The sequence below is a fragment of the Streptomyces sp. NBC_00878 genome (assembly GCF_026341515.1).
GTDB lineage: Bacteria > Actinomycetota > Actinomycetes > Streptomycetales > Streptomycetaceae > Streptomyces.
In genome coordinates this window covers 835,607-861,314 of record NZ_JAPEOK010000001.1, presented here as the reverse complement: position 1 = coordinate 861,314, position 25,708 = coordinate 835,607, and the positions used below count along the sequence as shown (strand labels likewise).

The window sequence follows — 25,708 nt, the reverse complement described above, 5'->3', positions numbered from 1 at the left end:
CCGTCAGCCGGCGGTGTGCCGCCGGTGTTCGGCCAGTGCGTGGGTGATGTCGCGCGTCGCCGGATACAGCCGGAGGTACAGCGCGTACAACTCGTCGTAGTGGGAGCGCAGTTGCGGGTCCGGGGTGACACGTTCGCGCACCGGGTTCCATACGTCGATGAGCGGGTCGCCGATCGCGTCCGCCGCGAGGAACGCCGCACCGTAGCTCGCCCCGAGCGTGACGGTCCTGATCTCCTGCTCCAGGCCCGTCACGGCCGAGACGATCCTGGTCCACAGGCCGCCCCGGGTGCCTCCGCCCACCGCGACGACCCGGCGGATGTCCGCGCCCGCGGCACGCATCGCCTCGACGTTGTGCCGCACCCCGAAGGCCGTCGCCTCCAGGGCGGCACGGTAGAGATCGCCCCGCGTGTGCTCCACCGTCAGCCCGGCGATCACCCCGCGCGCGAACGGATCGGCCACCGGCGTCCGCTCGCCCGCGAAGTACGGCAGCATCAGCAGCCCCCGCGCGCCGGGCCCGGACGCCTCCGCCCCGGCGAGCAGCTCGGTGTGCTCGGGCGTGCCGAACAGCTCCCGGAGCCAGTCCGTGATCATGCCGGAGGTGGCCATGCCACCGGCGAGGCTGCGCGTTCCGGGCAACGCCCCGACGGTGCTCCACAGCTCGGGCACCAGCAGACGCTCGGACAGGGTGTTGATGAGGAACATGGTGCTGCCGTACATGAGCATCAGGTCGCCGGTGTGTTGTGCGCCCACGCTCAGCGCCTCGGACCAGGCGTCGATCGTGCCGGCGACGACCGGGATCCCGGCGGGCAGCCCCGTGGCGTCGGCGGCCTCGGCCGTGATCCGACCGGCGATGTCTCCCGGCCACAGCAGGCGGGGGAGTTCGAGCCACGGTGCGATGTGCCGGGTCCACGGCTCGTACCACTCCTGGGCCACGGAGTCGTACAGCGGGACGGCCTGGCTCGCCGAGTGGTGGTCGAGCACATAGGCCCCGGTGAGCCGGACCGCCAGGTACGAGCTGGGCATGTAGAGGCGCCGGGCCCGCGCGACCACGTCGGGCTCGTGCTCCGCCAGCCAGGCGATCTTGGGGCCGACCGCCTGGGTGGAGAGCAGGGAACCGCACCGCCGCAGTACGGCGTCGCGGCCCAACTCGGCGTCAAGGCGGGCGATCTGCTCGGTGGCCCGGGTGTCGACGCCGTACAGGATCGCCGGGCGCAGCGGCGTGTCCGCCTCGTCGGTGAGGGCGACGCACGGGCCCGTGCCGCTGACTCCGACCGCGGTGACGGAGGTGCCGTCCGGCGCGGACTTCAGCAACTCCCGGGTGATGGAGGTGAACTCGTCCCACCACACCTGTGCGTCCATCTCGACGTGCCCGGGGTGCGGACGGGCGACGGTGTGCGGGCGGACAGCCGTGGCGAGGACGGTTCCGTCCTCGCCCACCAGCACGCCCTTGCCGCTGGACGTACCGATGTCGACGCCGACCACCGTCATACGCTCACGTCTCCCCGCTCACTCGCCACGCGGCCCGGCGCTGGGTCATGTCCGACCCGGCCCGGCGCGGGGCGGCCTTCACTCGCGGCTCGCCCCACCCCGATGTTCTACGGGATCGACAGGGATCCGTCGCGCTGCGGCGGAATCGCCACGCCGTTCTGCTGGAGGGCGACGGTGCGCGCGGGGGCGGGGATGCGGATGCCCTCCACGTGGTACCGCTTGTGCAGCCGCTTCACGAACTCGTGCTTGATCCGGTACTGGTCGCTGAACTCCCCGACACCCAGGATGACGGTGAAGCTGATCCGCGAGTCCCCGAACGTGTGGAAGCGGATGGCGGGTTCGTGCTCGGGAACCGCGCCCTCGATCTCCGTCATGACCTCGGCGACGACCTCGGAGGTGACGCGCTCCACGTGGTCGAGGTCGCTGTCGTAGCCGACGCCTACCTGCACGGTGAGGGTCATCTCCTGTTCCGGACGGCTGAAGTTGGTCATGTTGGTGCTGGAGAGCTGGGCGTTCGGGATGATGACGAGGTTGTTGGAGAGGTTCTGTACGACGGTGTTGCGCCAGTTGATGTCGACGACGTACCCCTCCTCCCCGCTGGTGAGACGGATGTAGTCGCCGGGCTGGATCGTCTTCGAGGCGAGGATGTGGATGCCCGCGAAGAGGTTGGCGAGGGTGTCCTGGAGAGCCAGGGCGACCGCGAGACCGCCGACCCCGAGGGCCGTGAGCAGCGGGGCGATGGAGATGCCCAGGGTCTGCAGGACGATCAGGCAGCCCATGGCCAGGACGACGACCCGGGTGATGTTGACGAAGATCGAGGCCGATCCGGCGACCCCGGAGCGGGAATGGGTGACGGCCTGCACCAGACCGGTGATCACGCGCGCCGCGGTGATGGTGGCGGCCAGGATCAGCAGGACCGTCAGGACCTGGTTGACGGTGTGGTTGACCTTGCCGGTCAGCGGCAGCGCCGCCGCGGCGGCGGCGATCCCGCCCGTGAGGGCCGCGACCGGTATCAGCGCGCGCAGCGCGTCGACGAGGACGTCGTCGCCGCTCCACCGGGTGCGGGTCGCGTGCTTGCCCAGCCAGCGCAGGAGGAGGCGGAGCAGAACGCCCGCCGCGAGCCCGACGGCCAGCCAGACACCCGCGACGATCCAGTCGTGCACAGTGAGATCCCGGTTCACCGATTGCCTCCCGTCGTGCCGCGAAGGGCGCTCGCGCCCACTATGTGATGTGTCGTCACCTTGTTGCCACCTGCTGCTCGATTACGTGATGTACGACCCGGCCGGGAACGACGAGTCGTTGACCGGCGGATTCGCTCATCTTGCTACATGCGCACAGGTGTTCCGTGCCAGGACCGCTCGGGTCAGGCCATCTCCCACGAGCACCGCCGCCAACTCCCCATGCCCGCAGGCATGTTGACGCCCTCCCCTGCTCGGACGGGCACCGAGGCACTCCGGCCGTCCGGCCGGGTGGACGTGTCCCGGCCCCTGGCGGATCGTGCCCCAACTTGGCCTGGATACGCCGTCCGGGACGCTCAGATCTCGCCGAACGACCCGTGCCGCCCCGCCCCCGCCGAGAACCGCGCCACCCCCTCCAGGCTCTCCTCCAACACGCTCGTCCCGTGCCGGAACTCACCCCGCATGGCGGCGCGCTCGGTCAGACCCTCCTGGTCGAGGACGGAACCGCGGTCGCCCCGGAGGCAGGCCTGCGGGAACCGGGCGATCTCCGCGGCCAGCGCCTCCGCCTCCGCGCGCGCCCGCCCCGGCGGGACGACCCGGTTCGCGAGGCCCATCTCGTACGCCTCCGGGGCCGTCACCGGGCGGCCGGTCAGGATCATGTCCATCGCTCGGCTGGTGCCGATGAGGCGGGGGAGTCGTACCGTGCCGCCGTCGATGAGAGGCACGCCCCAGCGGCGGCAGAAGACGCCGAAGACCGCGTCCTCCTCGGCGACCCGCAGATCGCACCAGAGGGCCAGTTCCAGACCACCCGCCACGGCATGGCCCGCGACCGCGGCGATCACGGGCTTCGACAGCCGTATCCGGGTGGGGCCCATCGGGCCGTCGCCGTCCTCCGTGACATGGTTGCCGCGTTCCGTGCCGAGCGCCTTGAGGTCCGCGCCCGCGCAGAACGTGCCGCCCTCGCCCCACAGCACCGCCACCCGGGCCGTCTCGTCGTTCTCGAACGCGCGGAACGCGTCCGCGAGGTCGGCCGCCGTGGGCCCGTCCACCGCGTTGCGGACCTCGGGACGGGAGAGGACGACGGTGGTGACGTGTTCCTGGCGTTCGATCCGGACCGGCATCGCGCGAACCCCTTCGTGTGGCGACGCCAGCAGGTTACTCCCGGGTTGTACCGACGAGTTCAGGCCGTCCCGTACCGCCCCGCGCTGCCGTCGTTCAACCTCTCCGTCAAGCAAGGTTGTTGATACATCAACAAGTGTGGGTTAATGTTCAACTACCACTCCGGGTGCGGAAGTTACCGGGGGCAACAGCCCCCACGTGCGTTCCCCGAGGCTGACTGGAGGATCACCATGTTCAAGCGTTCACTGCTGTCGGCAGCCGCCGTGGCCATCGCGACCCTGGGCGTCGTCGCACTCCCGTCCGCGGCACACGCCACGCCCGCGCGAGAACGGACCGCAACCGTCGCGGCGGACAGCCAGGACGAACTCCACCCCGAGCTCGACGGACTGCGGATCAGGGCGGTCGACTCCGCGGACGTCTACCTCGTCCTGGACGGCAAGCGGCACCTGATACCCAGCTCCGTGACGTACAACGCCCTTTTCCGCAACACCGACGGCGAACGGCTCGTGCTGACCACCGAGAACATCACCGACGGTGGTCCGCTCATGGCTTACGCGTACCTCGCCCGGAGCACCGACGACCCCACCATCTACCTCGTCACGAACGTCAGCAAGCGCGAGATCACCTCCGCGGCCATGGACAAGTTCAACTTCGACCGGCAAAAGGTCCGCACGACCTACCCCTGGGTGCTGGCCGCCCTGCCCTCCGACGCGCCGCTGACCTAGCACGTGCGTGCCTGGTCGGCTCAGGCATCAGCCGCTTCGATGGTTCCGGTCACTTCGCCGAAGCCGAGCCGGGTGCCGTCCGCGCAACGGGCAGAGGCACTGATGGTGACCGTGTCGCCGTCCGTGAGATAGGCGCGGCTGGAGCCGTCGGGCAGTTCCAGCGGTTCCGCACCGTTCCAGGTCAGTTCGATCAGTGAACCGCGTTGGTCACGGCGGGGACCGGACACGGTGCCCGAGGCGTACAGGTCACCGGTACGCAGCGAGGCACCGTTGCTCGTCATGTGGGCCAGTTGCTGGTCGGCGGTCCAGTACACGCTGCCGAAGGGGGGAGTTGAGACCAGGTGGCCGTTGAGCCGGACCTCCAGGGTGATGTCCAGGCCCCATCTCGGCCCCTGGCTCAGGTACGGCAACGGCGCCGGCTCCTGGTGCGGCTGGACCCGTGCGCCGCTCAGCGCGTCGAGCGGAACCACCCAGGGCGACACCGAGGTGGCGAACGACTTGCCGAGAAAGGGCCCGAGCGGGGCGTACTCCCAGGCCTGGATGTCCCGGGCGCTCCAGTCGTTGACCAACACCACGCCGAACACGTGGTCGGCGAAGGCCGTCGTGGGCACGGAAGTGCCCAAAGCCGAGGGCGCGCCCACCACGAATCCGACCTCGGCCTCGATGTCCAGGCGTCGTGACGGCCCGAAGGCGGGGACCGCGGCGTCCGCCACCATGTACTGCCCCTTGGGGCGCGTCACCGGTGTCCCGGACACCACGACGGTGCCGGCTCGGCCGTGATAGCCGATGGGCAGGTGCTTCCAGTTGGGGGTCAGCGGCGGCTGCCCGGGCCGGAAGATCTTCCCGAGGTTGGTGGCGTGGTGCTCAGAGGCGTAGAAGTCGGCGTAGTCGGCCACTTGGAACGGCAGATGGAGCCTGATGTCCGAACGCGGTATCAAGTGCGGCTGCACTGCGGGGCGGTGGGCCTGATCAGTCAGCAGCTCGGTGAGACGGGCGCGCACCGCACCCCATGCCTGGCGCCCTCGGCTCATGAACGCGTTGAGGGAGGCCGTGGCGAAGTCGGCCCGGTGGGGCAGGTCCAGTTGGGAGAGGTCCAGCACGGCGTCCCCGATGGCCACTCCCACGCGGGGATCCTGACCGGTGAGGGAGAACACCCCGTAGGGCAGGTTCTGCACGGGGAAGTCGCTGTTGTCGGGCACGGGTGCCCAGGGGCGGGTCATACGGTGGTCTCCTTCGCGTCCAGACCAAGGGCCTGCAGGTCTTCGAGCGGCTCGCTGGTGCTGCATGAGCCGTACGCGGTGAACAGCGCCCGGGCCGCGACCGCGGTGTGCCGGGGCACGTGGCGCGCCTCGTCCGCGAGCGATTCGGCATCGACAGTGCCCAGCACCGCCATCACGTCGTGCGCGGTGCCACCGTCGACGGCGCGGCACACCGCGAGGAGCAGGTTGAGAAATCCGTGGTGGGTGAAGCCGGTGCGTTCGTCGCGGTGGCGGACCGCATGGTGCAGTCCGGCGGTCGCCTTGAACGGGACGCCGCCCCTCACACAGGCATGTACGAATGCCGCCAGCTGTCCGCAGCTCGGAAAGAGCTCCGCTCGCAGGCCGCCACAGCGAACTTTCGCCCCTCGCCCGCCCTCGGTGAGCACGTGGAGCACGGACGTCATGGTGGGACGGTCCCCGGTGAGCGGTATCTCGACATACCCCGGCACGTGCTCCGGTAGGCCCCCCAGCGCGGCAAGCGCCTGCCGTGCCGCCGCGACGGGATCGGGCCCGGGCGGCAGCGGTCCCTCGACCGCCGCGAGTTCGATGCGGGGGTCGGCGGCTGTAAGTGCCGGCGTGCTTGGGACGGTGGACGTGTCCAGCTGCGTGATCAGCCCGAGGCGGAAACGGTCCTCGGGGCCGAGGGCGGCGAGCAGTTCGGGCAGCTGCCCGGTCGTGCACAAGAACCGGTGGGTCAGCAGGGGGTGCGCCGCCGCACTGTCCCGGCGATGCCGGGTTGTCGCCGCGGTCATGGTGAGGGCCTCGGGCGGGAACAGTCCGGCATCGTCCACGAGTGCGCTGAACAGCGGGGAGGCAGCCGCATGCGTCGTCATCGCTGTTCACCATCGGGGCCGCGGCCGCTCCAGGACCAGGCGTATCCGGGATCCTCGCAGGCGGCTGCGGCCTCGCCCAGCCTCAGCGGCCGGAAGGTGTCGACCATGACGGCCAGCTCGTCGAAGAACTCCATTCCGATGCTGCGTTCCATGGCGCCCGGCTGCGGCCCGTGCGGGAGCCCGCCCGGGTGGAGCGAGACAGAGCCCTGCCCGATCCCTGTTCCCTTGCGGGCCTCGTAGTCCCCGCCGCAGTAGAACATCACCTCATCGGAGTCCACGTTGGAGTGGTGGTAGGGAACCGGGATCGACAGCGGGTGGTAGTCGACCTTGCGCGGTACGAAGTTGCAGATGACGAAGCCCTGGCCCTCGAAGACCTGGTGGGCCGGCGGGGGTTGGTGAATCCGGCCGGTTATCGGCTCGAAGTCCGCGACATTGAAGGCGTACGGGTACAGGCAGCCGTCCCATCCCACTACGTCGAACGGATGCCGGGAACTGGTGAGGACGCTTCCGACAATGCCGCTCGCGCCGGATCCACGATGCTTGACGTGGACATCGGCCTCGCCGTCGTCGGGGACGACCAGTGGCCCGTCGGGGCCGCGCAGGTCCCGCTCGCAGTACGGGGAGTGCTCCAGCAACTGCCCGTACCTGGACAGGTATCGCTTCGGCGGCGCGATGTGACTGTTGGCCTCGATGCAGTAGGCGCGCAGTGGCTCGGTTCCGGTGGGCAGCCAGCGGTGCGTGGTGGCCCGCGGCACGACGACGTAGTCACCACGGCTGACGTCCAGGGTGCCGAACGTGGTCTCCACACGGGCGCTGCCGCTCTCCACGTACACGCACTCGTCGCCGACGGCGTTGCGGTACAGCGGCGACGGGCCGCCGGCCATCACGTAGGAGATGCGCACGTCCTCGTTGGCCAGCAGGAGTCGCCGCCCGGTGACCACGTCGTGTGTCTTGTACTCCTCGCCGGGGAAGAGCCGGTGCGTCCGCAGGTGGCGGGGTTTGAGGGGGTGGTTGGAGAGCGTGGTCAGGCCCGGGATTTCCCAGGACCTGCTGCCAGTGATCGCCGAGGGGATGTGGTGGTGGTAGAGCAGCGAGGAGTCGGTGGAGAAACCTTCCTCCCCGACCAGTTCCTCGTAGTACAGGCCGCCATCGGGGCGGCGGTGCTGGGTGTGCCGCTTGCGCGGGATGTCTCCGGTGCGGCGGTAGAAAGCCATAGCTGATTCCTTGGGGCAAAGCGGTGGTCGGGGTCTGGTCCGCGGTGCTCGGCATTCGCCCGCCGGGGTGCGACTCCTCGCACGAGGACCGCGAGGCCCTGGTGAAGGAACCGCCGGGCTGCGGCCTGAACGGGCCGTACGCACCGGCCTGTTGCCCGTGTGTGGCGAGCGGTGTGCGGGTGGCGAGGAAAGGCTGCAGTCGGCAATCCCTGCGTCGACACAGTCCGTGACATGGCAGGGATGCTAAGCAGATTCCGTTAATAGTACAAGCGTCACCGATAATCGGTGTTCAGAATGCCTTTGTCGTGCCCGGACCGTGCGCGGATGCCGTGCGGTCGCCAGGAGTGTCCGTCTTGGCTGTCACCGTCTTCGGGCCGGTCTTCTTGCCTGTCGGCGGCCCCCTGTCCGCTGCGGCCTCAGGCCGGACCGGGATGCGACAGCGGGCCTCACGTGGGGCGGCGGTGCCGGATCACGGGCCGGACGGTCTCCAAGGCGTCATGCGCCTTGCCCTTCGGCGTTCTCGCGCGCCGCCTCCAGCGCGTCGCTCATTCGGGTGGCCGCCCCGACGATCTCGCCCAGCCACGACTTCAGATCCGTGTCCCGGCTGATGGGAACCACCAGACTCAGGCCGGCGCTGACGGTGCCTCCCTGGAAGACCGGGACGGCGATACCGCTCACCCCCTCCTGCAACTCGTCGTGGGAGTATGCGTAGCCTGCCCGGCGGATCTCCTCCAGTTGCGCCTGGAGCGCCTCGGGCGTTGGGCTGGAATCGGCGGCCGCCCGGCGAATCCGATCCGGCAGGTGGGCCAGGATCGCGCGGCCGGCCGCGCCCACGTGCAGCGGATGCCGGTAACCCGGGTCCAGGGTGACGCGCACCAGGTGACGTGTGCCAGGTACCAACTCGGCCGTGACCAGGTCTTTCCCCTCAAGGACGCTGAGCACCGTGGCTTCCCCGGTGACTTGGCTCAGCTCTTCCATGATCGGACGCGCCACCTGCAGCAGCTCCGGTTCCACGTCGGCCGCCAGGCGCCGCAGCACCATGCCTAGCTCGTAACCCCCGTGCCCGCGGCGCACGAAGCCGCGCCCCTCCAAGGTGGCCAGGAGCCGGTGGGCAACCGTGCGGTGCATCCCGAGCCGATCAGCCAGTGCGGCCGCTGTGTCCGGACCGTCCTCGCCGATGCTCAGCAGCAGCGCGAGCGCCTGATCCGCGGTCTTCGAAATCTCGGGCAATGCGACCCCCTCGTCCACCGCGCCATGGCGCGCCCGTATCCGGCGGCCTCCGCCGAAGCCCATCCAGGGGATCGGTTACGACCGTGTTGACAACGGATTGCATGGACCTGGTTGACGCGGTCGGCCGACGGTCTCACACTTGCCCCTACCGATAAATAGTAGCACGACTCCGATAATCGGAACGGAGTCACTCGGAGGGTCTGTCGCACTCGACTGATCAGGCCCGCCGATACAGCCACGTCGTACCCGGCATCGATCACGTCCGAGGCCTCGACGCGGCGGCTTCGAGCTCCCCGCCCTTCACCGCCCCCTCGGGGTGCGGCGAACAAGAGCACCCCCTATGACGAATCGGGACCTTCCATGTCACAAAGCAGCACACTCGGCACGGAGAACGACGGCATCCACTGGTGGCGTACGTGGGCCACCCGCCACCGAGTTGCCTCGGCGCTACTCGCGGGCGTCGTCGCAACGCACGTGGCGACGATAATCGGCTACTGGTTCCCCGGTGTCGGGCTGAACAGGCTCGACTGGAACACGGCCAACGGCTTCGTGTACGTGCCGTCCTCCTCCCCCCTGGAGAAGTTCCTGGTAGGCGGTGCCTTCCACTACCTCGACGGGATCGTGTTCGCCGTGGTCTTCGCCTGCGCGATGCACCCCGCGCTCCCGTGGCGCAACACCGGCCTCGGCAATCTCACCAAGGGGCTGGTGTTCGGCACGGTGCTCTCCGTCATCAGCGTCGCGTTCATGACGCCGCGCATCTACGGCCCCGCGCGGGGTACGGACCCTGGATTCCTGAGCCTTGATCTCGGCTGGAAATACATCGCGTCAGTGTTCGTCTGGCACTGGATCTTCGGTCTGCATCTCAGCCTCATCTACAACCCGCTGCCCGCCGGGACCGCGGCCGTCGGCGACCCCCGGCCGCAGGCAGCCCGGGTCGCGGTCGCCGCCTCCGGCGATGCCGAGACGGCCCCGGCCGCCGGTTAGTCGAACTTCGGCGGGTCCGTCTTGATCTTGGTGCCGGCCCGCACCGTGTTTGAGTCCGCGGTGGTCATGTCGATGCGTCGGCAGATCTTGACCGGTCGGACCGGGTGGATGACCGGGCTGTCCGTGGGCAGGTTGGCAGCCAGTAACCGGCGCGTTGGCGCCGTAGGCGGCATCAGCCGTCATCGTCGTTGGGCGGCCGGTGCTGTCATTCCGCCACCGGCCGCCCAACGACGACAACGAGGCCGTGGCCAAGCCGCGTTCCTGCGGCAGGCCCTCTCGCCGGGCCAGGTCGCGGTGATCACTCGGGACGTCGGTGGGCGCGCCCGAGCCCGTACAGGGAAGCGAGTCGTGGCGGGAGCTCCCGAGGGCCTACCGCTCGGATGCCGCCAGTCGGTGGTCAACCGGCATCGCGAGCAGCCCCCGGGCTCGAATCGATGGGCACCAACGCCGCTCACCTTCCGGCATGTCGAGGACCAGCCTCGGGAAGCGGCCGGGCAGAGCCGTGGGCGGCACCTTCCGGTCCGGCCTAGGTCCTGTCGTCAAATTCGCGTCGTCGCCCGAAGGGCGGCCTCGCGGCGTCAGGTGCGTGCTCTCGGTGCGCCGGGCGTAGACCCTCGTACTGGACGTACTTGGGGCTGCGCCCGGTGCGGCGAGAGTGCGTGCATGGCGTCGCGAGGCAGACGGGAATTTGACGACAGGACCTAGGGCTCAGATCATCTTCAGCCGCACGAGCGCGCCCAACGTCAGCGCCCCCGGCAGCAACGGCAGCCACACCGTGATGATGCGGTAGGCGAGCACCACCCCCGTCGCCACCGCCACCGGGGCGCCCGCCGCCACCAGCGCCACGATCAGCGCGGCCTCCACCGAGCCGATCCCGCCCGGCGTCGGCACCAGCGCGACGGCCACCGTGGCCGCCAGATACGCGAGCGCCATGTGCAGCGGCGGCACCGACAGCCCGAGTGCCTGTCCCACCGCGGCCAGTCCGGCCGCCTGGAATATGGGGAAGGAGAGCGACCCGCCCCACAGCGCGAGCGCGCGGGCCGGCCGCGTGTGCACGGACCGCGCCTCGCCGAGCGCGGTCCGCAGGAAGGTGAACACGACGGTACGCACCCGTCGTACGAGCAGCAGGACCGCCACCGCGACACACGCCACCGCTCCGACGACGAGCAGCAGCGGGCCGATCGCGCCGTCCGGGAGGAGCGAGCCGACCCGCAGCGCGTCGGGGAAGGCGATCAGGAGGGCCAGCAGCAGTCCGACCCGGGCGATGGACTCCGCGAGCAGATAGAGCGCGAGCGCCGCCGACGAACGTGCCAGCGGTACCCCGCACACCGTCATGAACCGCAGATTCACGGCGCTGGCGCCAAGTCCCGTCGGCAGCAGATGGTTGGCGGCGCCCGCCGCGAACTGCGTGGCCAGCAACCGCAGTACGGGCAGCCGTTCGACGAGCGCGCCCTGCCGGGTGACGGCAGCCGCCACCCAGGTCAGACAGGTCGCGGCGACCGCGGCCAGCAGCCACGGCCACTTCGCCGACGCCAGGTGTCCGAAGCCCTCGGCGAGCACGTCCCGATGCCGCACCGCGACCACGGCCACGAGGGCGAGCGGGAGGAGGCACAGGATCTGCCGGACCGGAAGACGTCTGGGGAGGCCATGGCGCAAGCGTTCGAACGTCACATCGGTACAGGCTCTCCACGCCGCACCAACGTGAGGTTGCGGGCATGGGGACAGCGGCTGACGCGCCGGGCACGGCATCGGGTCGTGCGCCCGCGCACTCGTCACCGCGCCGTTGTTGACCGCGTCGTTGTTGACCTCAAGAAGGCTTGAGGTCCTACGGTCGGTCGCATGAGTATGGAGACCACCGCCTGGATGCAGCTCCACAGCGTCATGAACGCCCAGCAGGAACGCCGCCCCTTCGCCCGCGCCACCCTTCGCCGCATCGCCGGGTTCGCCCGCCCGCACCGCCCCCGAATCGTCCGGTTCGTGGTGCTCAGTGTGGTGACGGCACTGCTCGCCGTGGCCACACCGGTCCTCGCCGGACGCGTCGTGGACGCGATCGTGTCCGGCGGCGACGAGAGCACGGTCGTACGACTCGCCCTGCTCATCGCCCTCATCGCGTTCGCCGAGGCGGCGTTCGGGCTGGTGGGCCGCTGGCTCTCGGCGACCCTCGGCGAAGGACTGATCCTCGATCTGCGGACAGCGGTCTTCGATCATGTACAGCGCATGCCGGTCGCGTTCTTCACACGCACTCGTACGGGTGCACTCGTCAGTCGTCTCAACAACGACGTGATCGGCGCCCAGCGGGCGTTCAGCAACACCCTCTCCGGAGTCGTCAGCAACCTCGTGACCCTGCTGCTCACCCTCGCCGTGATGCTCACCCTGTCCTGGCAGATCACGCTGCTCGCGCTCGTCCTGCTCCCGGTGTTCGTGGTGCCCGCCCGCCGGATGGGCAGCAGGATGGCCAAGCTCCAGCGCGAGGCCGCCGACCTGAACGCGTCCATGGGTACCCGGATGACCGAACGCTTTTCCGCGCCCGGTGCCACACTGATCAAGCTCTTCGGCCGGCCCGGTGAGGAGTCCGCGCAGTTCGCGGCGCGCGCCCGGCGCGTGCGGGACATCGGGGTGCGCACGGCGATGGCCCAGACCGCGTTCATCACGGCCCTGACCCTCGTCTCCGCGCTCGCGCTCGCCCTCGTTTACGGCCTCGGCGGCTGGTTCGCCCTGCGCGGCAGCCTGGAACCGGGCGCCGTCGTCTCGCTCGCCCTGCTCCTGACCCGCCTGTACGCGCCGCTCACCTCCCTGGCGGGCGCCCGGGTCGAGGTCATGACCGCCCTCGTCAGCTTCGAGCGGGTCTTCGAAGTCCTCGACCTGAAGCCGCTGATCGACGAGAAACCGGACGCCCGAGCGGTCCCCGACGGCCCGGCCTCCGTCGAGTTCACCGACGTCCGCTTCGCCTACCCCTCCGCCGACAAAGTCTCCCTCGCCTCCCTGGAAGAGGTCGCCGCACTCGACACCCGCGGCGGCGCCGAAGTCCTGCACGGCATCTCCTTCCGCGCCGAACCCGGCCAGACCGTCGCCCTCGTCGGCTCGTCCGGCGCAGGCAAGTCGACCGTCGCCGCACTGCTGCCACGGCTGTACGACACCGACGAGGGCTCCGTACGCATCGGCGGCGTCGACGTCCGCGACCTGAGCGCCGAATCGATGCGGGCCACCCTCGGCATGGTCACCCAGGACGGCCACCTCTTCCACGACTCGGTCCGCGCCAACCTGCTGCTCGCCCGGCCCGACGCCCACGAGGACGACCTGTGGGACGTCCTGCGCCGGGCGCGCCTCGATGACCTCGTGCGCGCCCTGCCCGACGGCCTCGACACGGTCGTGGGCGAGCGCGGCTACCGCCTCTCCGGCGGCGAACGCCAGCGCATGACCATCGCCCGGCTGCTCCTGGCCCGCCAGCGGGTGGTGGTCCTCGACGAGGCGACGGCCCACCTGGACAACACCTCCGAGGCCGCCGTGCAGGAGGCACTCGCCGAGGCCCTGGAAGGCCGCACGGCCCTCGTCATCGCCCACCGGCTCTCGACGGTACGGACCGCGGACCTGATCCTCGTCGTCGAGGCGGGCCGCATCGTGGAACGCGGCACCCACGAGCAACTGCTCGCGGCGGACGGGCGGTACGCGGAGCTGTACCGGACACAGTTCAAGAAGCCGGCCATCGCTGTGGCGGAGCAGGTGGTGGTGTAGGTGGTGGTGTAGGCACCGTGCACGGGCCCGTATCCCTACACGATCCGTCGCCGCACCTCCGCCTCAGAGCATCGCCAGCCCGGGGTCGTGCAGGAAGGCGGCCAGGTCGGCCAGCAGCTGGGAGCCCTGCTGGCCGTCGACGAGGCGATGGTCGAAGGACAGTGCCAGCTGGGTGACCCACCGTGGCTCGATGGTCTCGGTCCCCGACGCGTCGGTCACGACCCAGGGGGTACGGCGGATGGCACCCATGGCGAGGATGGCCGCCTCGCCCGGGTTGAGGATCGGCGTTCCCGTGTCCACGCCGAACACGCCGACGTTCGTGATGGTGATGGTTCCGTCCATCATCGACTGGGGCGTTGTCCTGCCGTCGCGGGCGGTGCTGGTGAGCGCGGCGAGTGCTTCGGCGAGTTCCCGCAGCGACATCCGGTCGGCGTGCTTGATGTTGGGGACGATGAGCCCTCGCCCGGTCGCGGCGGCGATGCCCAGGTTGACGTAGTGCTTGAGCACGATCTCCTGCGCCGGCTCGTCCCAACTGGCGTTCGCCTCAGGGGTGTTGCGCAGGGCCAGCAGGAGTGCCCGGGCCACGAACAGCAGCGGCGTGACGCGCAGATCGCGGAACTCGCGGCGGGCGGCCACCGTGTCGCGCAGCCGCATGGTCGCCGTGATGTCGACCGTCATGAACTCGGTGACGTGCGGTGCCGTGAACGCGGACGCGACCATGGCGGCCGCGGTGTGCTTGCGTACGCCGCGAATCGGGACGCGGGTCTCGGCCGCGCCCTCCGGGGCCCCGACCTTCGGAGCTTCCGCCGCCACGGGTTCGGCCGCCGCTGCACCGGCCTCCGCCGCCCGCCGTACGTCGTCGCGGGTGACGGTGCCCACAGGGCCTGTGGGGGTGACGGTGGTGATGTCGACGCCCAGGTCCTTGGCGAGTTTGCGGACGGGGGGCTTGGCCGCCGTCCGCTCGGTGGCCGGTGCCGTGTCCGCTGCCTGGACGGGGGCCGGCGCTGTTGGCCGGGTCGCGGGCGGCGATGGCGGGGCCCCGGACCGACGGCGTCTGCGGCGACCGCTGCCCTCCTGCGGGCCGTACCCCACCAGCAGCGCCTCCCTGTCGGAAGCCGCTGCCGCGTCCGCGGCCGGAGGTTCCGTCGCGTCGGGAGCGCCGCTGACGTCACTGAGGATGGTGATGAGGGGTTTGCCCACGGGCAGGGTCTCCCCGTCCTGCGCGTGCAGCGTCCCGACAACACCCGCATACGGAGAGGGCAGTTCGACGGCGGCCTTGGCCGTTTCCACCTCGACGATGACCTGGTTGATCTCCACGGAGTCGCCCACCCGCACGGCCCACTGCAGAATCTCGGCCTCGGTGAGGCCCTCGCCGACATCGGGCAGCAGGAAAACTTGCTCTTTCGACACGGTGACCCGCACCTCCTCTCTAGTAGCTCATGCTGCGGTCGAGGGCATCGAGGATCCGGTCGACCCCCGGAAGCCAGTCCGACTCAAGGCGGCTCGGCGGGTACGGGGTGTCATATCCGGTGATCCGGAGAACCGGCGCTTCGAGGAAGTGGAACTCCTCCTGCTGGATCCTCGCGGCCAGCTCCGCCCCGAACCCGTGGGACAGGGAGGCCTCGTGGGTGACCAGGGCCCGTCCGGTGCGGTGGACGGACTCCCGTACGGTGTCCAGGTCCAGCGGTGACAGGCTGCGCAGGTCGATGACCTCGACGCTGCGGCCTTCATCGGCGGCGGACTCGGCCGCTTCGAGAGCCGCCGGGACCATGGGGCCGTACGCGATGAGGGTCGCGTCGGTGCCCGAACGCAGCACGCGGGCCCGGGCGAACGGTGCCGGCGTCCCGTCGGTGACCTCTCCCTTGGTCCAGTAGTGCCGCTTGGGTTCGAGGAAGATCACCGGATCGTCGTCGTCCACGGCCTGGCGGATCATGTCGTATGCGTCCTGCGGGTTGGAGCAGGTGACGACCTTGAGCCCGGCGGTGTGGGCGAAGTAGACCTCGGGCGATTCCGAGTGGTGCTCGATGGAGCCGATGCCGCCGCCGAACGGGATGCGGATGACCACGGGCAGGGTGATCACACCGCCCGAGCGGTGCCGGAGCTTCGCGAGCTGGCTGATGATCTGGTTGACGGCCGGGTAGACGAAGCCGTCGAACTGGATCTCGCAGACCGGGCGGTAACCGCGCAGGGCGAGTCCGACGGCGGAGCCGACGATGCCCGCCTCACCGAGGGGGGTGTCGATGACTCTCAGGCTGCCGAATTCCTTCTGTAGACCATCGGTGACGCGGAACACCCCGCCGAGGCGCCCGATGTCCTCACCCATCAGCAGGACTTTGGGATCGTCCTGAAGGGCTTTGCGCAGCCCGTTGTTGAGGGCCTTGACCATGGAGATGCTCATCGAGTGGCTCCGATCTCCTGGTCGGCGAGGAACCCGGCGGCGAGGAACTCCGTGTGCTCGGCCAGTTGGCGCCTGAGCTCCGCCGGCATTTCGGTGTAGGTGTTCTCGAACGACGAGGCATCGTCAGGCGCGGGCAGCGCCCGGCACCCCGCCCTCAGGTGTTCGGCCAGTTCCTGTTCCCGTCGCTCGATGTCGGCGAAGAACGCCTCGTCGGCTCCGCCGCTCGCTGTGAGGTGCAGGCGCAGCCGCTCCAGCGGATCCTTCGCCGTCCACTCCTCGGTCTCGGCGGACGGGCGGTAACGCGTCGCGTCGTCGGCGGTGGTGTGCGCATTGATCCGGTAGGTCACCGCCTCGATCAGGGTCGGCCCGCCGCCGGACCGGGCGCGGGTCAGCGCCTCACTGGTCGCCCCGAGACAAGCCAGTACGTCATTGCCGTCCACGGACACGCCGGGAAAGCCGAAGCCGGTCGCGCGCTGAGCGACGGGAACTCGGCTCTGCACGCTGTAAGGAGCGGAGATGGCCCACTGGTTGTTCTGGCAGAAGAAGACCACGGGGAGGTTCTGGGCGGCGGCCCAGAGGAACGCCTCGTTGGTCTCGCCCTCGCTCAGGGCTCCGTCACCGAGGAAGACCAGCACCGCGGTGTCACGTGTGTCGTCCCCGGAGCCGATCGCGTCGTCCCGGACCAGGCCCATGCCGTAGCCGACTGCGTGCAGGGTCTGTGCGCCGATGACCAGGTTGTAGAGGCCGAAGCGACGCTCGTACGGGTTCCAGCCGCCCAGGGTCGAACCGCGGAAGAGACCGAGGAGCGACACCGGATCGAGTCCGCGGCACCAGGCCACGCCGTGTTCACGGTAGGTGGGGAACACCATGTCCTGCTCGGCCAGCGCGTAGGCCGCACCGACCTGGGCCGCCTCCTGACCACGCAGTGAAGGCCACAGCCCCAGTTCCCCCTGACGCTGGAGCGCGATCGCCTCGGAATCCAGGCGGCGTACCAGCGCCATGTCCCGGTAGAGCGCGAGCAGATCGATCCCGTCGATCCTGGAAGGGAGTTCGAGCCTGCTGTCGGGCTCAAGCACGCCCTCGGGCGAGAGGAACTGGATCGGACCGTCGGCGGGTTCGGCGTCCGCGGTCGACTTGGCTTGCTTACGTGGCATGGCGGATCTCGATTCGAATGCTCGCGTTTCGGATGTTCGCGTTTCGGCTGCGCCGCCGATCGGGGGCGCCGGCGGATGACTGGACAGCACGTGCCTCGGCGCGTCAGCGCGGTGCCATACGGAGTGCTCCGTCGAGGCGGATCACGCAGCCGTTGACCATGGGGTTGTCGATGATGTGCTCGACCAGTGCGCCGTACTCGTCCGGCACACCCAGCCTGGAGGGGTGGGGCACGGAGACCTCCAGCGCCGCACGCGCCTTCTCCGGAAGTCCCGCCATCAGTGGGGTGTCGAACAGTCCGGGCGCGACGGTGACCACTCGGATGCCCTTGTCCGCCAGGTCCCGGGCGGCGGACAACGTCAGCGAGACGACTCCGCCCTTGCTGGCGGCGTACGCGGCCTGCCCGATCTGTCCGTCGTACGCGGCGATGGAGGCGGTGCAGACGATGATCCCGCGGTCACCGTCGACGGGGTCGTTGCCGGCCATCACCGCCGCGGCGTTGCTGAGGACGTTGAAGGTCCCCACGAGGTTGATGTCCACCACGCGGCGGAACTGGTCGAGCGGGAGCACCCCCCGGCTGCCGATGATCCGTCCGGGTGTGGCCACCCCGGCGCAGTTGACGGCCACACGCAGCGGGCCGAGTTCAGCGGCCTCGGCGAACGCCGCCCGCACCGCGGACTCGTCCGTGACATCGGCCGCTATGAAGTGCGCGGGCTTGCCGAGATGGTCGGCGAACTCGCGGCCCGCGCCGGTGGGCAGGTCCAGAACCACCACGGTGGCTCCCTGCCAGTGCAACCTCTCGGCCACGGCACGCCCGAGGCCGGAAGCGCCGCCGGAGACGACGGCTACGGCATCGCGATACTGCACGACAGCTCTCCTCACGTGTAGGCATGAAGGGTTGGCGTCCGGACACGGGAGTTGGTGTCCAGACGTGGAGGTCGGCGTCCGGACACGAGGGTTGGTGTCCAGACGCGAAGGGTTGGCGTCGTGGCGCCGGTCAGCGTGCGGGACCCGCGAGTTGACGGCTGATCACCAGGCGCTGGATCTGGTTGGTGCCTTCGAAGATCTGCGTGATCTTCGCTTCCCGCATGAACCGTTCGACCGGGTGGTCGAGCACGTATCCCGCGCCGCCGAGCACCTGCACCGCATCGGTCGTGACCGCCATCGCCGTATCGGTCGCGATCAGCTTGGCCACACTGGCCTGCCGGGTGTACGACTGGCCGCTGTCCTTGCGGCGTGCGGCGACCAGGTAGGTCGCCCGGGCGGCCTCGGTCCTGGCGGCCATGTCGGCCAGCAGGAATCCGACGCCCTGGTGCTCGATGACCGGCCGCCCGAACGTCTGCCGCTCCCGGGCATAGTCGACCGCGTAGTTCAGCGCGGCCTGCGCGATGCCGACGGCGACCGCGGCGATACCGAGCCGGCCCGCGTCGAGCGCCGACAGGGCGATCTGGAGTCCCTGGCCAGGAGCGCCCACGAGTCTGTCCTCGGGAATTGCCGCGTCCTCGAAGTGCATCTCGGCGGTGGTCGAGCTGCGCAGACCCATCTTGCGTTCCGGTGTTCCCGCGACAAGCCCCGCCGTGTCGGCGTCGACGTGGAAGCAGGAGATGCCCCGGCTCGCGTCGGGGGAGGTCCGCAGGAACACGGTGTAGAAGTCGGCCTGGCCACCGTGTGTGACCCAGGCCTTCGTGCCCCGCGCGGTCCAGCCGTGCGGCGCCTGTGCGGCGGACGCGCGCAGCGCCCCGGGATCGGAACCGGCGTGGGCTTCGGACAGGGAGTACGCGCCCAGGGCCTCGCCGCTCAGCATCCACGGCAGGAGTTCGGCCCGCTGCGCCTCGGTGCCGAACGTGGTCACCGGGTGACAGGACAGCGTGTGCACACTCATGCCGACGGCCACCGCGGCCCACCGTGCGGCGATCTCTTCCAGCACCTGGAGGTAGACCGTGTAGGGCTGGCCCCCGCCGCCGAGATCCTCGCTGAACGGCAGTGTCAGCAGCCCGACCTCGCCCAGCAGCCCGAAGATCTCGCGGGGGAACCGGCCCTGGTCCTCGAAGTCGGCGGCCCGTGGTGCCAGCTCCTTGTCCGCGAGGCCTATGACCAGTTCCAGCAGGTCATAGGCCTCGCGGGATGGCAGTTCGCGTTCTACTTTCACTGCTGGGCCCTCTCCTGCGGTCTCGTCCCGGTGGACTCGTGGATGACTACAGTCGACAGCGCGCCGCCCATGAGGCAATTAACCTGCTGAGATCTTGTCGTGCGCGCAAACTTCATGAAGTCCGATCAAGGTTCTACGCAAAGAACCTGCTCGCGAGCGAGGAGTGACCATGCCGGACACCGAGCACGTCGACAGTGTCGACAGCACGATCATCGACCTGTTGGTGCAGGACGGCCGACGGTCGGTCACGGAGATCGCGGAGCAGGTCAGCCTGTCTCCCTCCGCCGTGAAGAGGCGCATCGACCGCCTCGAACGCGTCGGGGTGATCGCGGGCTACACGGTCGTTCTGGATCACGGCAAGCTCGGGTCCAGCTTCGAGGCGTTCGTCGAGCTGAGGTTCGCAGGGGACGTGAAGGTCGAGATGATCACCATGGCGGCCACCAGTGTCACGGAGGTCCTGGAGGTCTTCACGGTGGCCGGGGATCCCGACGCGCTGGTCCGGGTCCGCGTGTCGGGCGTCCAGCATCTGCGGGATGTCATCGACCGGCTGCGGCGAGCGGGGCCGGTGATCGGGACGAAGACGTTGATGGTGCTGGGCGCGTGGCGGCGAGACGGCCGAGCCTGATCCGAGAGCTCTGACAGCTCCGACAGCTCCGACAGCTCTGACAGCTCAGGTGGAAGCGCGAGATGACATTTGCCCTGGGGGCACATGAATTTGCCACCAGGGTTGACTTCCCTGCTTGGCCGGGCGCACGCTGAAGGAGTCCCACCAGCAGCGAACAGGGAGGCATGAGCTCATGTCCGTGTCGACTGAGAGCGCCGGCGCAGAAGAACTGGACAGCATCGGCGAGCTCGACATACCCCAACTGTCGGACGCGAAGGGTTCGGTCGAGGCCGAGCGCCGGCACCGCAAGGAACAGCTGGCGACCGCCTTCCGGATCTTCGCGAGGTACGGGTTCGACGAAGGCATCGCAGGACACATCACGGCACGCGACCCGGAGTTCCCCGACCGGTTCTGGGTCAACCCGTACGCCGTGCACTTCTCGAAGATCCGGGTCAGTGATCTGCTGCTCATCGACGAGCGGGGGCAGGTGATCGAGGGCGATCGCCGCACCAACAAGGCCGCCTTCTGGATCCACTCCTCGATTCACCACGCGCGCCCCGACGCGGTCGCCGTCGCACACGCTCACACGATCCACGGCCGTGCGTTCGCGTCGCTGAACAAGCTTCTCGACCCGATCGTCCAGGAATCGTGCGCCTTCGCCGGGGACCATGTGCTCTTCGACGAGTACAAGGGCCTCGTGCTGGAGAAGGCGGAGGGCGAGCGCATCGCCGAGCGGCTGGGAGACAGCAGGGCGGCGATCCTGCGCCATCACGGACTGCTCACCGTGGGTCGGTCCGTCGAAGAGGCGGCCTGGTGGTTCATCACGATGGACCGGGCCTGCCAGATGCAACTGCTGGCCGACGCGGCGGGCAAGCCGCGGATCATGACCGACGAGGAAGTAACGCTGGCTCACCGGCAGTTCAGCAACGCCAACATGGCCCGGCACAACTTCAACCTCCTCGCCGGACTCGTCGTGGACGAGGAACCCGACGTCCTGGACTGACGGAGGCGCCGAGGTGCGTGCGCCGACCCTGAAATGAGACTGGAGACGCAATGTCAATTCAACGAGTGGACCCGGACACTGTCGCGCCCCCGATCCAGGGCCTCTACACCCACGCGGCGATCGGCACGGGCACCCGCTTCATCGCGATCGCGGGGCAGATCGCGCTCGACTCCGAGGGCAACCTCGTCGGACCCGGAGACCATGAAGCCCAGGCCGAACAGGCCTTTCGTAACTTCAGGGCCGCCCTGGAAGCCGCAGGCGCCACCCCGGACGATCTGATCAAGAACACGATTCACGTCGTCGGTCACAAACCCGAGTTGATCGGTCCCATCTTCGCCGCGGGCCAGCGTGCCTTCGACGGCACGTGGCCGGTATCGGCGAGCACTTTCCTCGGTGTGCAGACGCTCGGCCTGCCCGAGTGGCTCATCGAGGTCGATGGGTTCGCGGTTCTGCGGTGAGCCTCGCCGAGCGACCTCACCATTCATGTACGCCCGCTTTCAACGTGTCCACGCATCCATGACAAAGGAGCCCTGATGCCGCTTGTCCCGGGCGTGCAGCGCCTCATCGAGATGGCCTCGGACGGTCCGTCGCTGGCGGACCTTCCCATCCAGCAGGCCCGGCTTCAGCTCGACACGTTGGCGGCGAGCTTCGGCCCGGGAGACCAGGTCGGCTCCACCTCCGATGTCGACATACCGACGCCGTCAGGAGCCGTCCCCGCGAGGGTGTATCACCCGGAGCGCGATTCCGGCCTGCCGCCCTTGCTGTACTTCCACGGCGGCGGATGGTCGGTAGGTGGGCTCAAGACCTCCGACGCCTTGTGCCGCAAGCTCACCGCACGCAGCGGGGGAGTGGTGGTGAACGTCGACTACCGGCTGGCACCCGAGAACCCGTACCCCGCCGCCGTCGAGGACGCGCTCGCCGCGGCGGCCTGGCTCAGCCGGAACGCCGCCGACCTCAAGGCCGGCGGACCGGGCATCCTCGTCGGTGGTGACAGCGCCGGGGGCAATCTCGCCGCGGTCGTCGCACAGGCCTCGCGGTCCACGGACGACTTCACCGTCCGCGCTCAACTGCTCATCTGCGCGGCGGTGAACCTTGTCCATCGCCATGGCTCCTACGTCGAGTTCGCCAAGGGCTACTTCGTGTCGACGAGCGAGTTCGAGCACTGGATCAGCCTCTACGCGCCTGGACAGGACCTGTCGGACCCCCGGCTGTCCCCGGGCGCCGCCACCGAACTGGCGGGCACACCCGCGGCCTTGGTCGTCACGGCCGAGTACGACCCGCTCCGTGACGCCGGGGAGGAGTACGCCCGCGCTCTGCGGGCGGCCGGAGTCGACGTATCCCTGCTCCGCGTCGCCGGGCAGGTCCACGACTTCCCGGTGCTGGGCGATCTCATTCCCGAGGGCGACGCGGCGGTCGACGGCATCGTCGATCGCTGGCGCGCGCTGCTCGCAGGCGTGCCTGGCGTGAACACCGCCTGATTTCCCCAGTGAGCACTGTGAGAACACGGGGCCGATGCCTGTGCAACGGAAGTACCCCAAGGCCGCGCAGCCAGGGCTTGGCCACTTCGAACGCCGCCTGAAACACACAAGATCGCCCGCTACGAGACTCGGGCAGCGCATCCAGTTTCACAATCCCCCGGTAGCGTGGCCGCGCCTCAGCTGCAACGCCCCCTCGGCCAGGCCGGCCAAGCCAACTTGAGGGGCCGCCCAGAAAGGATCGCTCATGGCTGATCGCCAACTGCTTGCTGTTGTCGATGATGCGATGCCACGCATTGAGTACCGGCATTTCCAGCTGGTCGACGACGGGGCCAGTGTGGAAGCCCCGGACGGATGGGCGCGATCGCCCCACATGGTGGTGGCTGCGGGGCACGGGGCCATCCTTCGAACAGGCGGGAACGACTTCTACCCGCTGGTGAAGGTTGAAGTCTGGTCGGCGCAACCGGACCCTCAAGACCCCTCGCTGTGGGAGGTCGTGGAAGAGGCCGATCTTCGGTCCGACAGTGGAAGCCTGCTTCTGCGCGAATGGGACGGCGGCCCTGTTGGCGATCCTCTGCCGATCGAGCGTCTCGGCTCCTACCGGCTGAAGGCCCACTGCCGGGGCCGTGCCGAGGCGGAAGCCCTCATCGGCGACGAGCTGTACTACGAGGGTGTCGAAGAGTGGTTGCTGCAGCTGTGGCCGCTCGATGAGGATGATCGTCCGAAGTGACCTCGCTCAACCCCGCGACCTGTTCAAACGGCCCGATCCGTGCACAGTGCTCAGTACAGAGCGGCCATCGCGAGCTCCCGCGATGGCCGCTGCTGTGTGCCTTGGCTGTGTGCCTTGGCCGAACGACGTCAGAAGCCGCGCCGGGCCCCGCCGTCCACCGACAGCATCACCCCGGTCACGTAGGAGGCCGCCGGCGAGAGCATGAACGCGCCCGCGCGTCCGAACTCCTCCGGCGCTCCGTACCGCCGCAGCGGAATCCCGGACTCGTTGGCGGCCCGCCTGGTCTCGGGATCGGGGGACAGCCCGTCCAGCTCGCGCATGCGATCCGTACCGATCCGCCCCGGCAGCAGGCCGAATACGCGGATGCCGCGCGGGCCCAGCTCGTCCGCGAGTGACTTGGCGAACCCGGCGAGTCCGGGCCGCAGCCCGTTGGAGATGACCATTCCGGGGGCCGGTTCGTGCGCCGTGATGGACAGGACGAACCCGATGGAGCCCCCGTCCTTCAGTTCGGCGGCGGCCGCTCGGGCGAGCCGTACCGCGCCCAGGAACACCGACTCGAAGGCCGCCTGCCACTGCTCGTCGGTGTTGTCCGCCACGTTGCCCGCGGGCGGTCCGCCGACGCTGACGAGGATGCCGTCGAAGCCGCCGAACAACTCCCGTGCGGTGGCGATCAGTTGCTGTGGTGCCTGGGGGGCGGAGTTGTCCACGGCGACTCCGGCCGCGTTCGGGCCCAGTTCGGCCGCCGCCTCGGCGGCGCGCTTCTCGTCGCGGCCGGTGACGACCACCTTGGCCCCGTCGGCGACCAGTTCGCGCGCGACGGCGTAACCCAGCCCGCGCGTGGCACCGGTGAGGACGTACACCCTGTCCTTGAGTCCGAGATCCATGATTCCGGTCCCTTCTAGCGGCCGAGGGCGGTGGCGATGACCGCGTCCACGTGCGCCCCCAGCTTGGTGTCGTCCTGCTCCGTCCAGGCCCACGTCACATGCCCGTCGGGCCGGATCAGGGCGGCGCGTACGTCCTGCCAGGCGTCCCGCGTCCGGTCGGGCACCCCGCCGTGCACGGTGATCCGCTCCTGGGCGCGGTCGGTGAGCGCGCCGTCTGCCGTGAGGTCGAGCAGCACGTACGAGTCCGCCCGCAGCGTGCCGAACAAGGTGCTGTCCGTGCCGGTGAGCGGGAGGTCGGGGGCGCGGGTGCCGGTCACCGGGTGGGCCGTCGGGTCGGTGCTCGAGTAGGCGACGTCGAGCGCGGTGAGCCGACCGGCCAGAAAGTCGCTGAACTCCCGTGACTCGGGGACCATCCGGCTGAGCAGGTCGCGCAGGGCGAGCCCCTCGGGCGAGAAGGCGTGGAACAGGTACGTCTGCGCGCGGCTGTGCTCCATCAGCTGCTCGCCGACCGGGTACCGGTCGCTGTGGTAGCTGTCCAGTAGCCCGTCCGAGGCCCAGCCGTCGATCGTCGCGGCCAGCTTCCAGCCCAGGTTGAAGGCGTCCTGGAAGCCGACGTTCATGCCGACGCCGCCGGTGGGGTAGTGCTGGTGGGCGGCGTCGCCCGCGAGCACGACGCGTCCGCGCCGGTAGTGGGTGGCCAGCCGGGTGGCGTTGCCGAAGCGGGAGAGCCAGGACGGGGCGCGCATGCCGAAGTCGTCACCGGCGATGTCGATGACCTTCTGCCGCAGTTCGTCCAGCGTGAGGTCGCCGGGCCACTCGGTGGTCGCGCTGTCGGGGCTGGTGCCTGCGATGCGCCACTGGTTGTCGGGCAGCGGAATGATCATCAGCCCGCCACGCTCGTCGAAGCGGTTGAAACCGGGCGGGGGCGGGTTGTCGAAGAGGACATCGCCGAGCCAGCCGAGGTAGGTGGAGGGCGTACCGGGGAAGTCGATGCGGGCGGCCTCGCGCACGGTGCTCTTGGTGCCGTCACAGCCGGCGATGTACTCGGCCTGGATCTCGTACGGTCCTTCCGGCCCCTCCACCCGCACGGTCACCGAGTCCGCGTGCTCGGTCAAGCCGGTGACGCGATGCCCGCGCCGGATGGTGGCGCCGAGCCCGAGGGCGTACTCCTCGAAGAGCGCCTCGGTGCGGGCCTGGGGGATGAAGAGGGTGTAGGGGAACGGCGTGTCCAGGACGGAGAAGTCGAGCCGGTTGGCGAGGTTGGCGAAGTGGCCGGTGGAGATCTTCAGGCTCTCGTCGAGGAACCGCTGGTGGATCCCGCGTGAGGCCAGTACCTCGATTCCGCGCGGGTGCACGGTGAGCGCCTTGGAGCGCTGGTCGATCTCGGTGCGTGCTTCAAGGACGGTGACGGAGATGCCGTTCAGCCGCAGTTCGGCGGCGAGCCAGAGCCCGACGGGGCCGCCTCCGGCGATGACGACCTGCTGTGTCTCCATGAAAATCACCCTTCTCTTGGTCGGCGACCAGACGCCTGATGCCGTGACAGCTCTAGGT

At 69.5% G+C, this 25,708-nt stretch carries 23 protein-coding genes; 8 read left to right on the top strand and 15 right to left on the bottom strand.

What is annotated here, in order from left to right:
* Positions 1-3: 3 nt before the first annotated feature.
* The 3 genes from OHA11_RS03460 to OHA11_RS03450 form a co-directional block, all read right to left on the bottom strand.
* A complete protein-coding gene (locus tag OHA11_RS03460; RefSeq protein ID WP_266491829.1) occupies positions 4-1,488 on the bottom strand; it encodes an FGGY-family carbohydrate kinase in 1,485 nt (494 codons plus the stop codon).
* 107 nt (positions 1,489-1,595) lie between these two features.
* Positions 1,596-2,669: a mechanosensitive ion channel family protein gene (locus OHA11_RS03455; RefSeq protein WP_266491826.1), complete on the bottom strand. Its 1,074-nt coding sequence runs from the start codon at positions 2,667-2,669 to the stop codon at positions 1,596-1,598.
* A gap of 353 nt (positions 2,670-3,022) precedes the next feature.
* Positions 3,023-3,787, bottom strand: a complete 765-nt coding sequence (locus OHA11_RS03450; RefSeq protein WP_266491824.1) for a crotonase/enoyl-CoA hydratase family protein — start codon at positions 3,785-3,787, stop codon at positions 3,023-3,025.
* Positions 3,788-4,015: 228 nt separating this feature from the next.
* Between OHA11_RS03450 and OHA11_RS03445 the strand changes: the two genes are divergently transcribed.
* Complete coding sequence (locus tag OHA11_RS03445) at positions 4,016-4,510, top strand: hypothetical protein (protein WP_266491822.1); 495 nt, start codon at positions 4,016-4,018, stop codon at positions 4,508-4,510.
* Between the two features lie 20 nt (positions 4,511-4,530).
* Here the strand turns inward: OHA11_RS03445 and fahA are convergent, their stop codons facing one another.
* From fahA to OHA11_RS03425, 4 genes are all read right to left on the bottom strand, one after another.
* Entirely contained in the window at positions 4,531-5,730 is a 1,200-nt protein-coding gene (fahA, locus tag OHA11_RS03440; protein ID WP_266491820.1) for a fumarylacetoacetase, read from the bottom strand.
* Positions 5,727-6,602 carry a hypothetical protein gene (locus OHA11_RS03435; RefSeq protein WP_266491818.1) on the bottom strand — a complete coding sequence of 292 codons (876 nt, stop codon included), beginning with the start codon at positions 6,600-6,602 and terminating at the stop codon, positions 5,727-5,729. The genes fahA and OHA11_RS03435 overlap by 4 nt, the downstream gene beginning before the upstream one ends.
* Positions 6,599-7,816 carry a homogentisate 1,2-dioxygenase gene (locus OHA11_RS03430; protein ID WP_266491817.1) on the bottom strand — a complete coding sequence of 406 codons (1,218 nt, stop codon included), beginning with the start codon at positions 7,814-7,816 and terminating at the stop codon, positions 6,599-6,601. Before OHA11_RS03430 ends, OHA11_RS03435 begins: the two co-directional genes overlap by 4 nt.
* Before the next feature lie 495 nt (positions 7,817-8,311).
* Positions 8,312-9,064 carry an IclR family transcriptional regulator gene (locus OHA11_RS03425; protein ID WP_266491815.1) on the bottom strand — a complete coding sequence of 251 codons (753 nt, stop codon included), beginning with the start codon at positions 9,062-9,064 and terminating at the stop codon, positions 8,312-8,314.
* A gap of 342 nt (positions 9,065-9,406) precedes the next feature.
* Between OHA11_RS03425 and OHA11_RS03420 the strand changes: the two genes are divergently transcribed.
* Positions 9,407-10,030 carry a hypothetical protein gene (locus OHA11_RS03420; RefSeq protein ID WP_266491814.1) on the top strand — a complete coding sequence of 208 codons (624 nt, stop codon included), beginning with the start codon at positions 9,407-9,409 and terminating at the stop codon, positions 10,028-10,030.
* A 708-nt stretch (positions 10,031-10,738) separates the two neighbouring features.
* Here OHA11_RS03420 and OHA11_RS03415 read toward each other — a convergent pair.
* Positions 10,739-11,701, bottom strand: coding sequence for a lysylphosphatidylglycerol synthase transmembrane domain-containing protein (locus OHA11_RS03415; RefSeq protein ID WP_266491813.1), 963 nt, complete (start codon positions 11,699-11,701; stop codon positions 10,739-10,741).
* Between the two features lie 174 nt (positions 11,702-11,875).
* On the opposite strand from OHA11_RS03415, the gene OHA11_RS03410 reads away from it, so the two are divergent.
* Complete coding sequence (locus OHA11_RS03410) at positions 11,876-13,762, top strand: ABC transporter ATP-binding protein (protein ID WP_266506907.1); 1,887 nt, start codon at positions 11,876-11,878, stop codon at positions 13,760-13,762.
* 63 nt (positions 13,763-13,825) lie between these two features.
* Here OHA11_RS03410 and OHA11_RS03405 read toward each other — a convergent pair whose 3' ends face one another.
* From OHA11_RS03405 to OHA11_RS03385, 5 genes are all read right to left on the bottom strand, one after another.
* Positions 13,826-15,172: a dihydrolipoamide acetyltransferase family protein gene (locus OHA11_RS03405; protein ID WP_266491811.1), complete on the bottom strand. Its 1,347-nt coding sequence runs from the start codon at positions 15,170-15,172 to the stop codon at positions 13,826-13,828.
* Between the two features lie 19 nt (positions 15,173-15,191).
* A complete protein-coding gene (locus tag OHA11_RS03400) occupies positions 15,192-16,160 on the bottom strand; it encodes an alpha-ketoacid dehydrogenase subunit beta (RefSeq protein WP_266491810.1) in 969 nt (322 codons plus the stop codon).
* Entirely contained in the window at positions 16,157-17,314 is a 1,158-nt protein-coding gene (locus OHA11_RS03395; protein WP_266491808.1) for a thiamine pyrophosphate-dependent dehydrogenase E1 component subunit alpha, read from the bottom strand. Before OHA11_RS03395 ends, OHA11_RS03400 begins: the two co-directional genes overlap by 4 nt.
* A 103-nt stretch (positions 17,315-17,417) precedes the next feature.
* Entirely contained in the window at positions 17,418-18,179 is a 762-nt protein-coding gene (locus OHA11_RS03390) for an SDR family NAD(P)-dependent oxidoreductase (RefSeq protein WP_266491806.1), read from the bottom strand.
* 130 nt (positions 18,180-18,309) lie between these two features.
* Positions 18,310-19,461 (bottom strand): acyl-CoA dehydrogenase family protein, encoded by a 1,152-nt coding sequence (locus OHA11_RS03385; protein ID WP_266491801.1) that lies wholly within the window; start codon positions 19,459-19,461, stop codon positions 18,310-18,312.
* 169 nt (positions 19,462-19,630) lie between these two features.
* On the opposite strand from OHA11_RS03385, the gene OHA11_RS03380 reads away from it, so the two are divergent.
* The 5 genes from OHA11_RS03380 to OHA11_RS03360 all read left to right on the top strand — a co-directional run bounded on the left by OHA11_RS03380 (position 19,631) and on the right by OHA11_RS03360 (position 23,273).
* Positions 19,631-20,086 (top strand): Lrp/AsnC family transcriptional regulator, encoded by a 456-nt coding sequence (locus OHA11_RS03380; protein WP_266491800.1) that lies wholly within the window; start codon positions 19,631-19,633, stop codon positions 20,084-20,086.
* Between the two features lie 172 nt (positions 20,087-20,258).
* Positions 20,259-21,068, top strand: coding sequence for a class II aldolase/adducin family protein (locus OHA11_RS03375; RefSeq protein WP_266491799.1), 810 nt, complete (start codon positions 20,259-20,261; stop codon positions 21,066-21,068).
* Between the two features lie 50 nt (positions 21,069-21,118).
* Positions 21,119-21,526, top strand: coding sequence for a RidA family protein (locus tag OHA11_RS03370; RefSeq protein ID WP_266491797.1), 408 nt, complete (start codon positions 21,119-21,121; stop codon positions 21,524-21,526).
* A 75-nt stretch (positions 21,527-21,601) separates the two neighbouring features.
* On the top strand, positions 21,602-22,546 hold the full coding sequence (locus OHA11_RS03365) for an alpha/beta hydrolase (protein WP_266491794.1): 945 nt from the start codon (positions 21,602-21,604) through the stop codon (positions 22,544-22,546).
* Between the two features lie 244 nt (positions 22,547-22,790).
* Entirely contained in the window at positions 22,791-23,273 is a 483-nt protein-coding gene (locus OHA11_RS03360) for a hypothetical protein (protein ID WP_266491792.1), read from the top strand.
* Positions 23,274-23,401: 128 nt separating this feature from the next.
* Here the strand turns inward: OHA11_RS03360 and OHA11_RS03355 are convergent, their stop codons facing one another.
* On the bottom strand, positions 23,402-24,157 hold the full coding sequence (locus OHA11_RS03355) for an SDR family oxidoreductase (RefSeq protein WP_266491789.1): 756 nt from the start codon (positions 24,155-24,157) through the stop codon (positions 23,402-23,404).
* Between the two features lie 14 nt (positions 24,158-24,171).
* Positions 24,172-25,650, bottom strand: a complete 1,479-nt coding sequence (locus OHA11_RS03350; protein ID WP_266491786.1) for an FAD-dependent monooxygenase — start codon at positions 25,648-25,650, stop codon at positions 24,172-24,174.
* Positions 25,651-25,708: the final 58 nt, after the last annotated feature.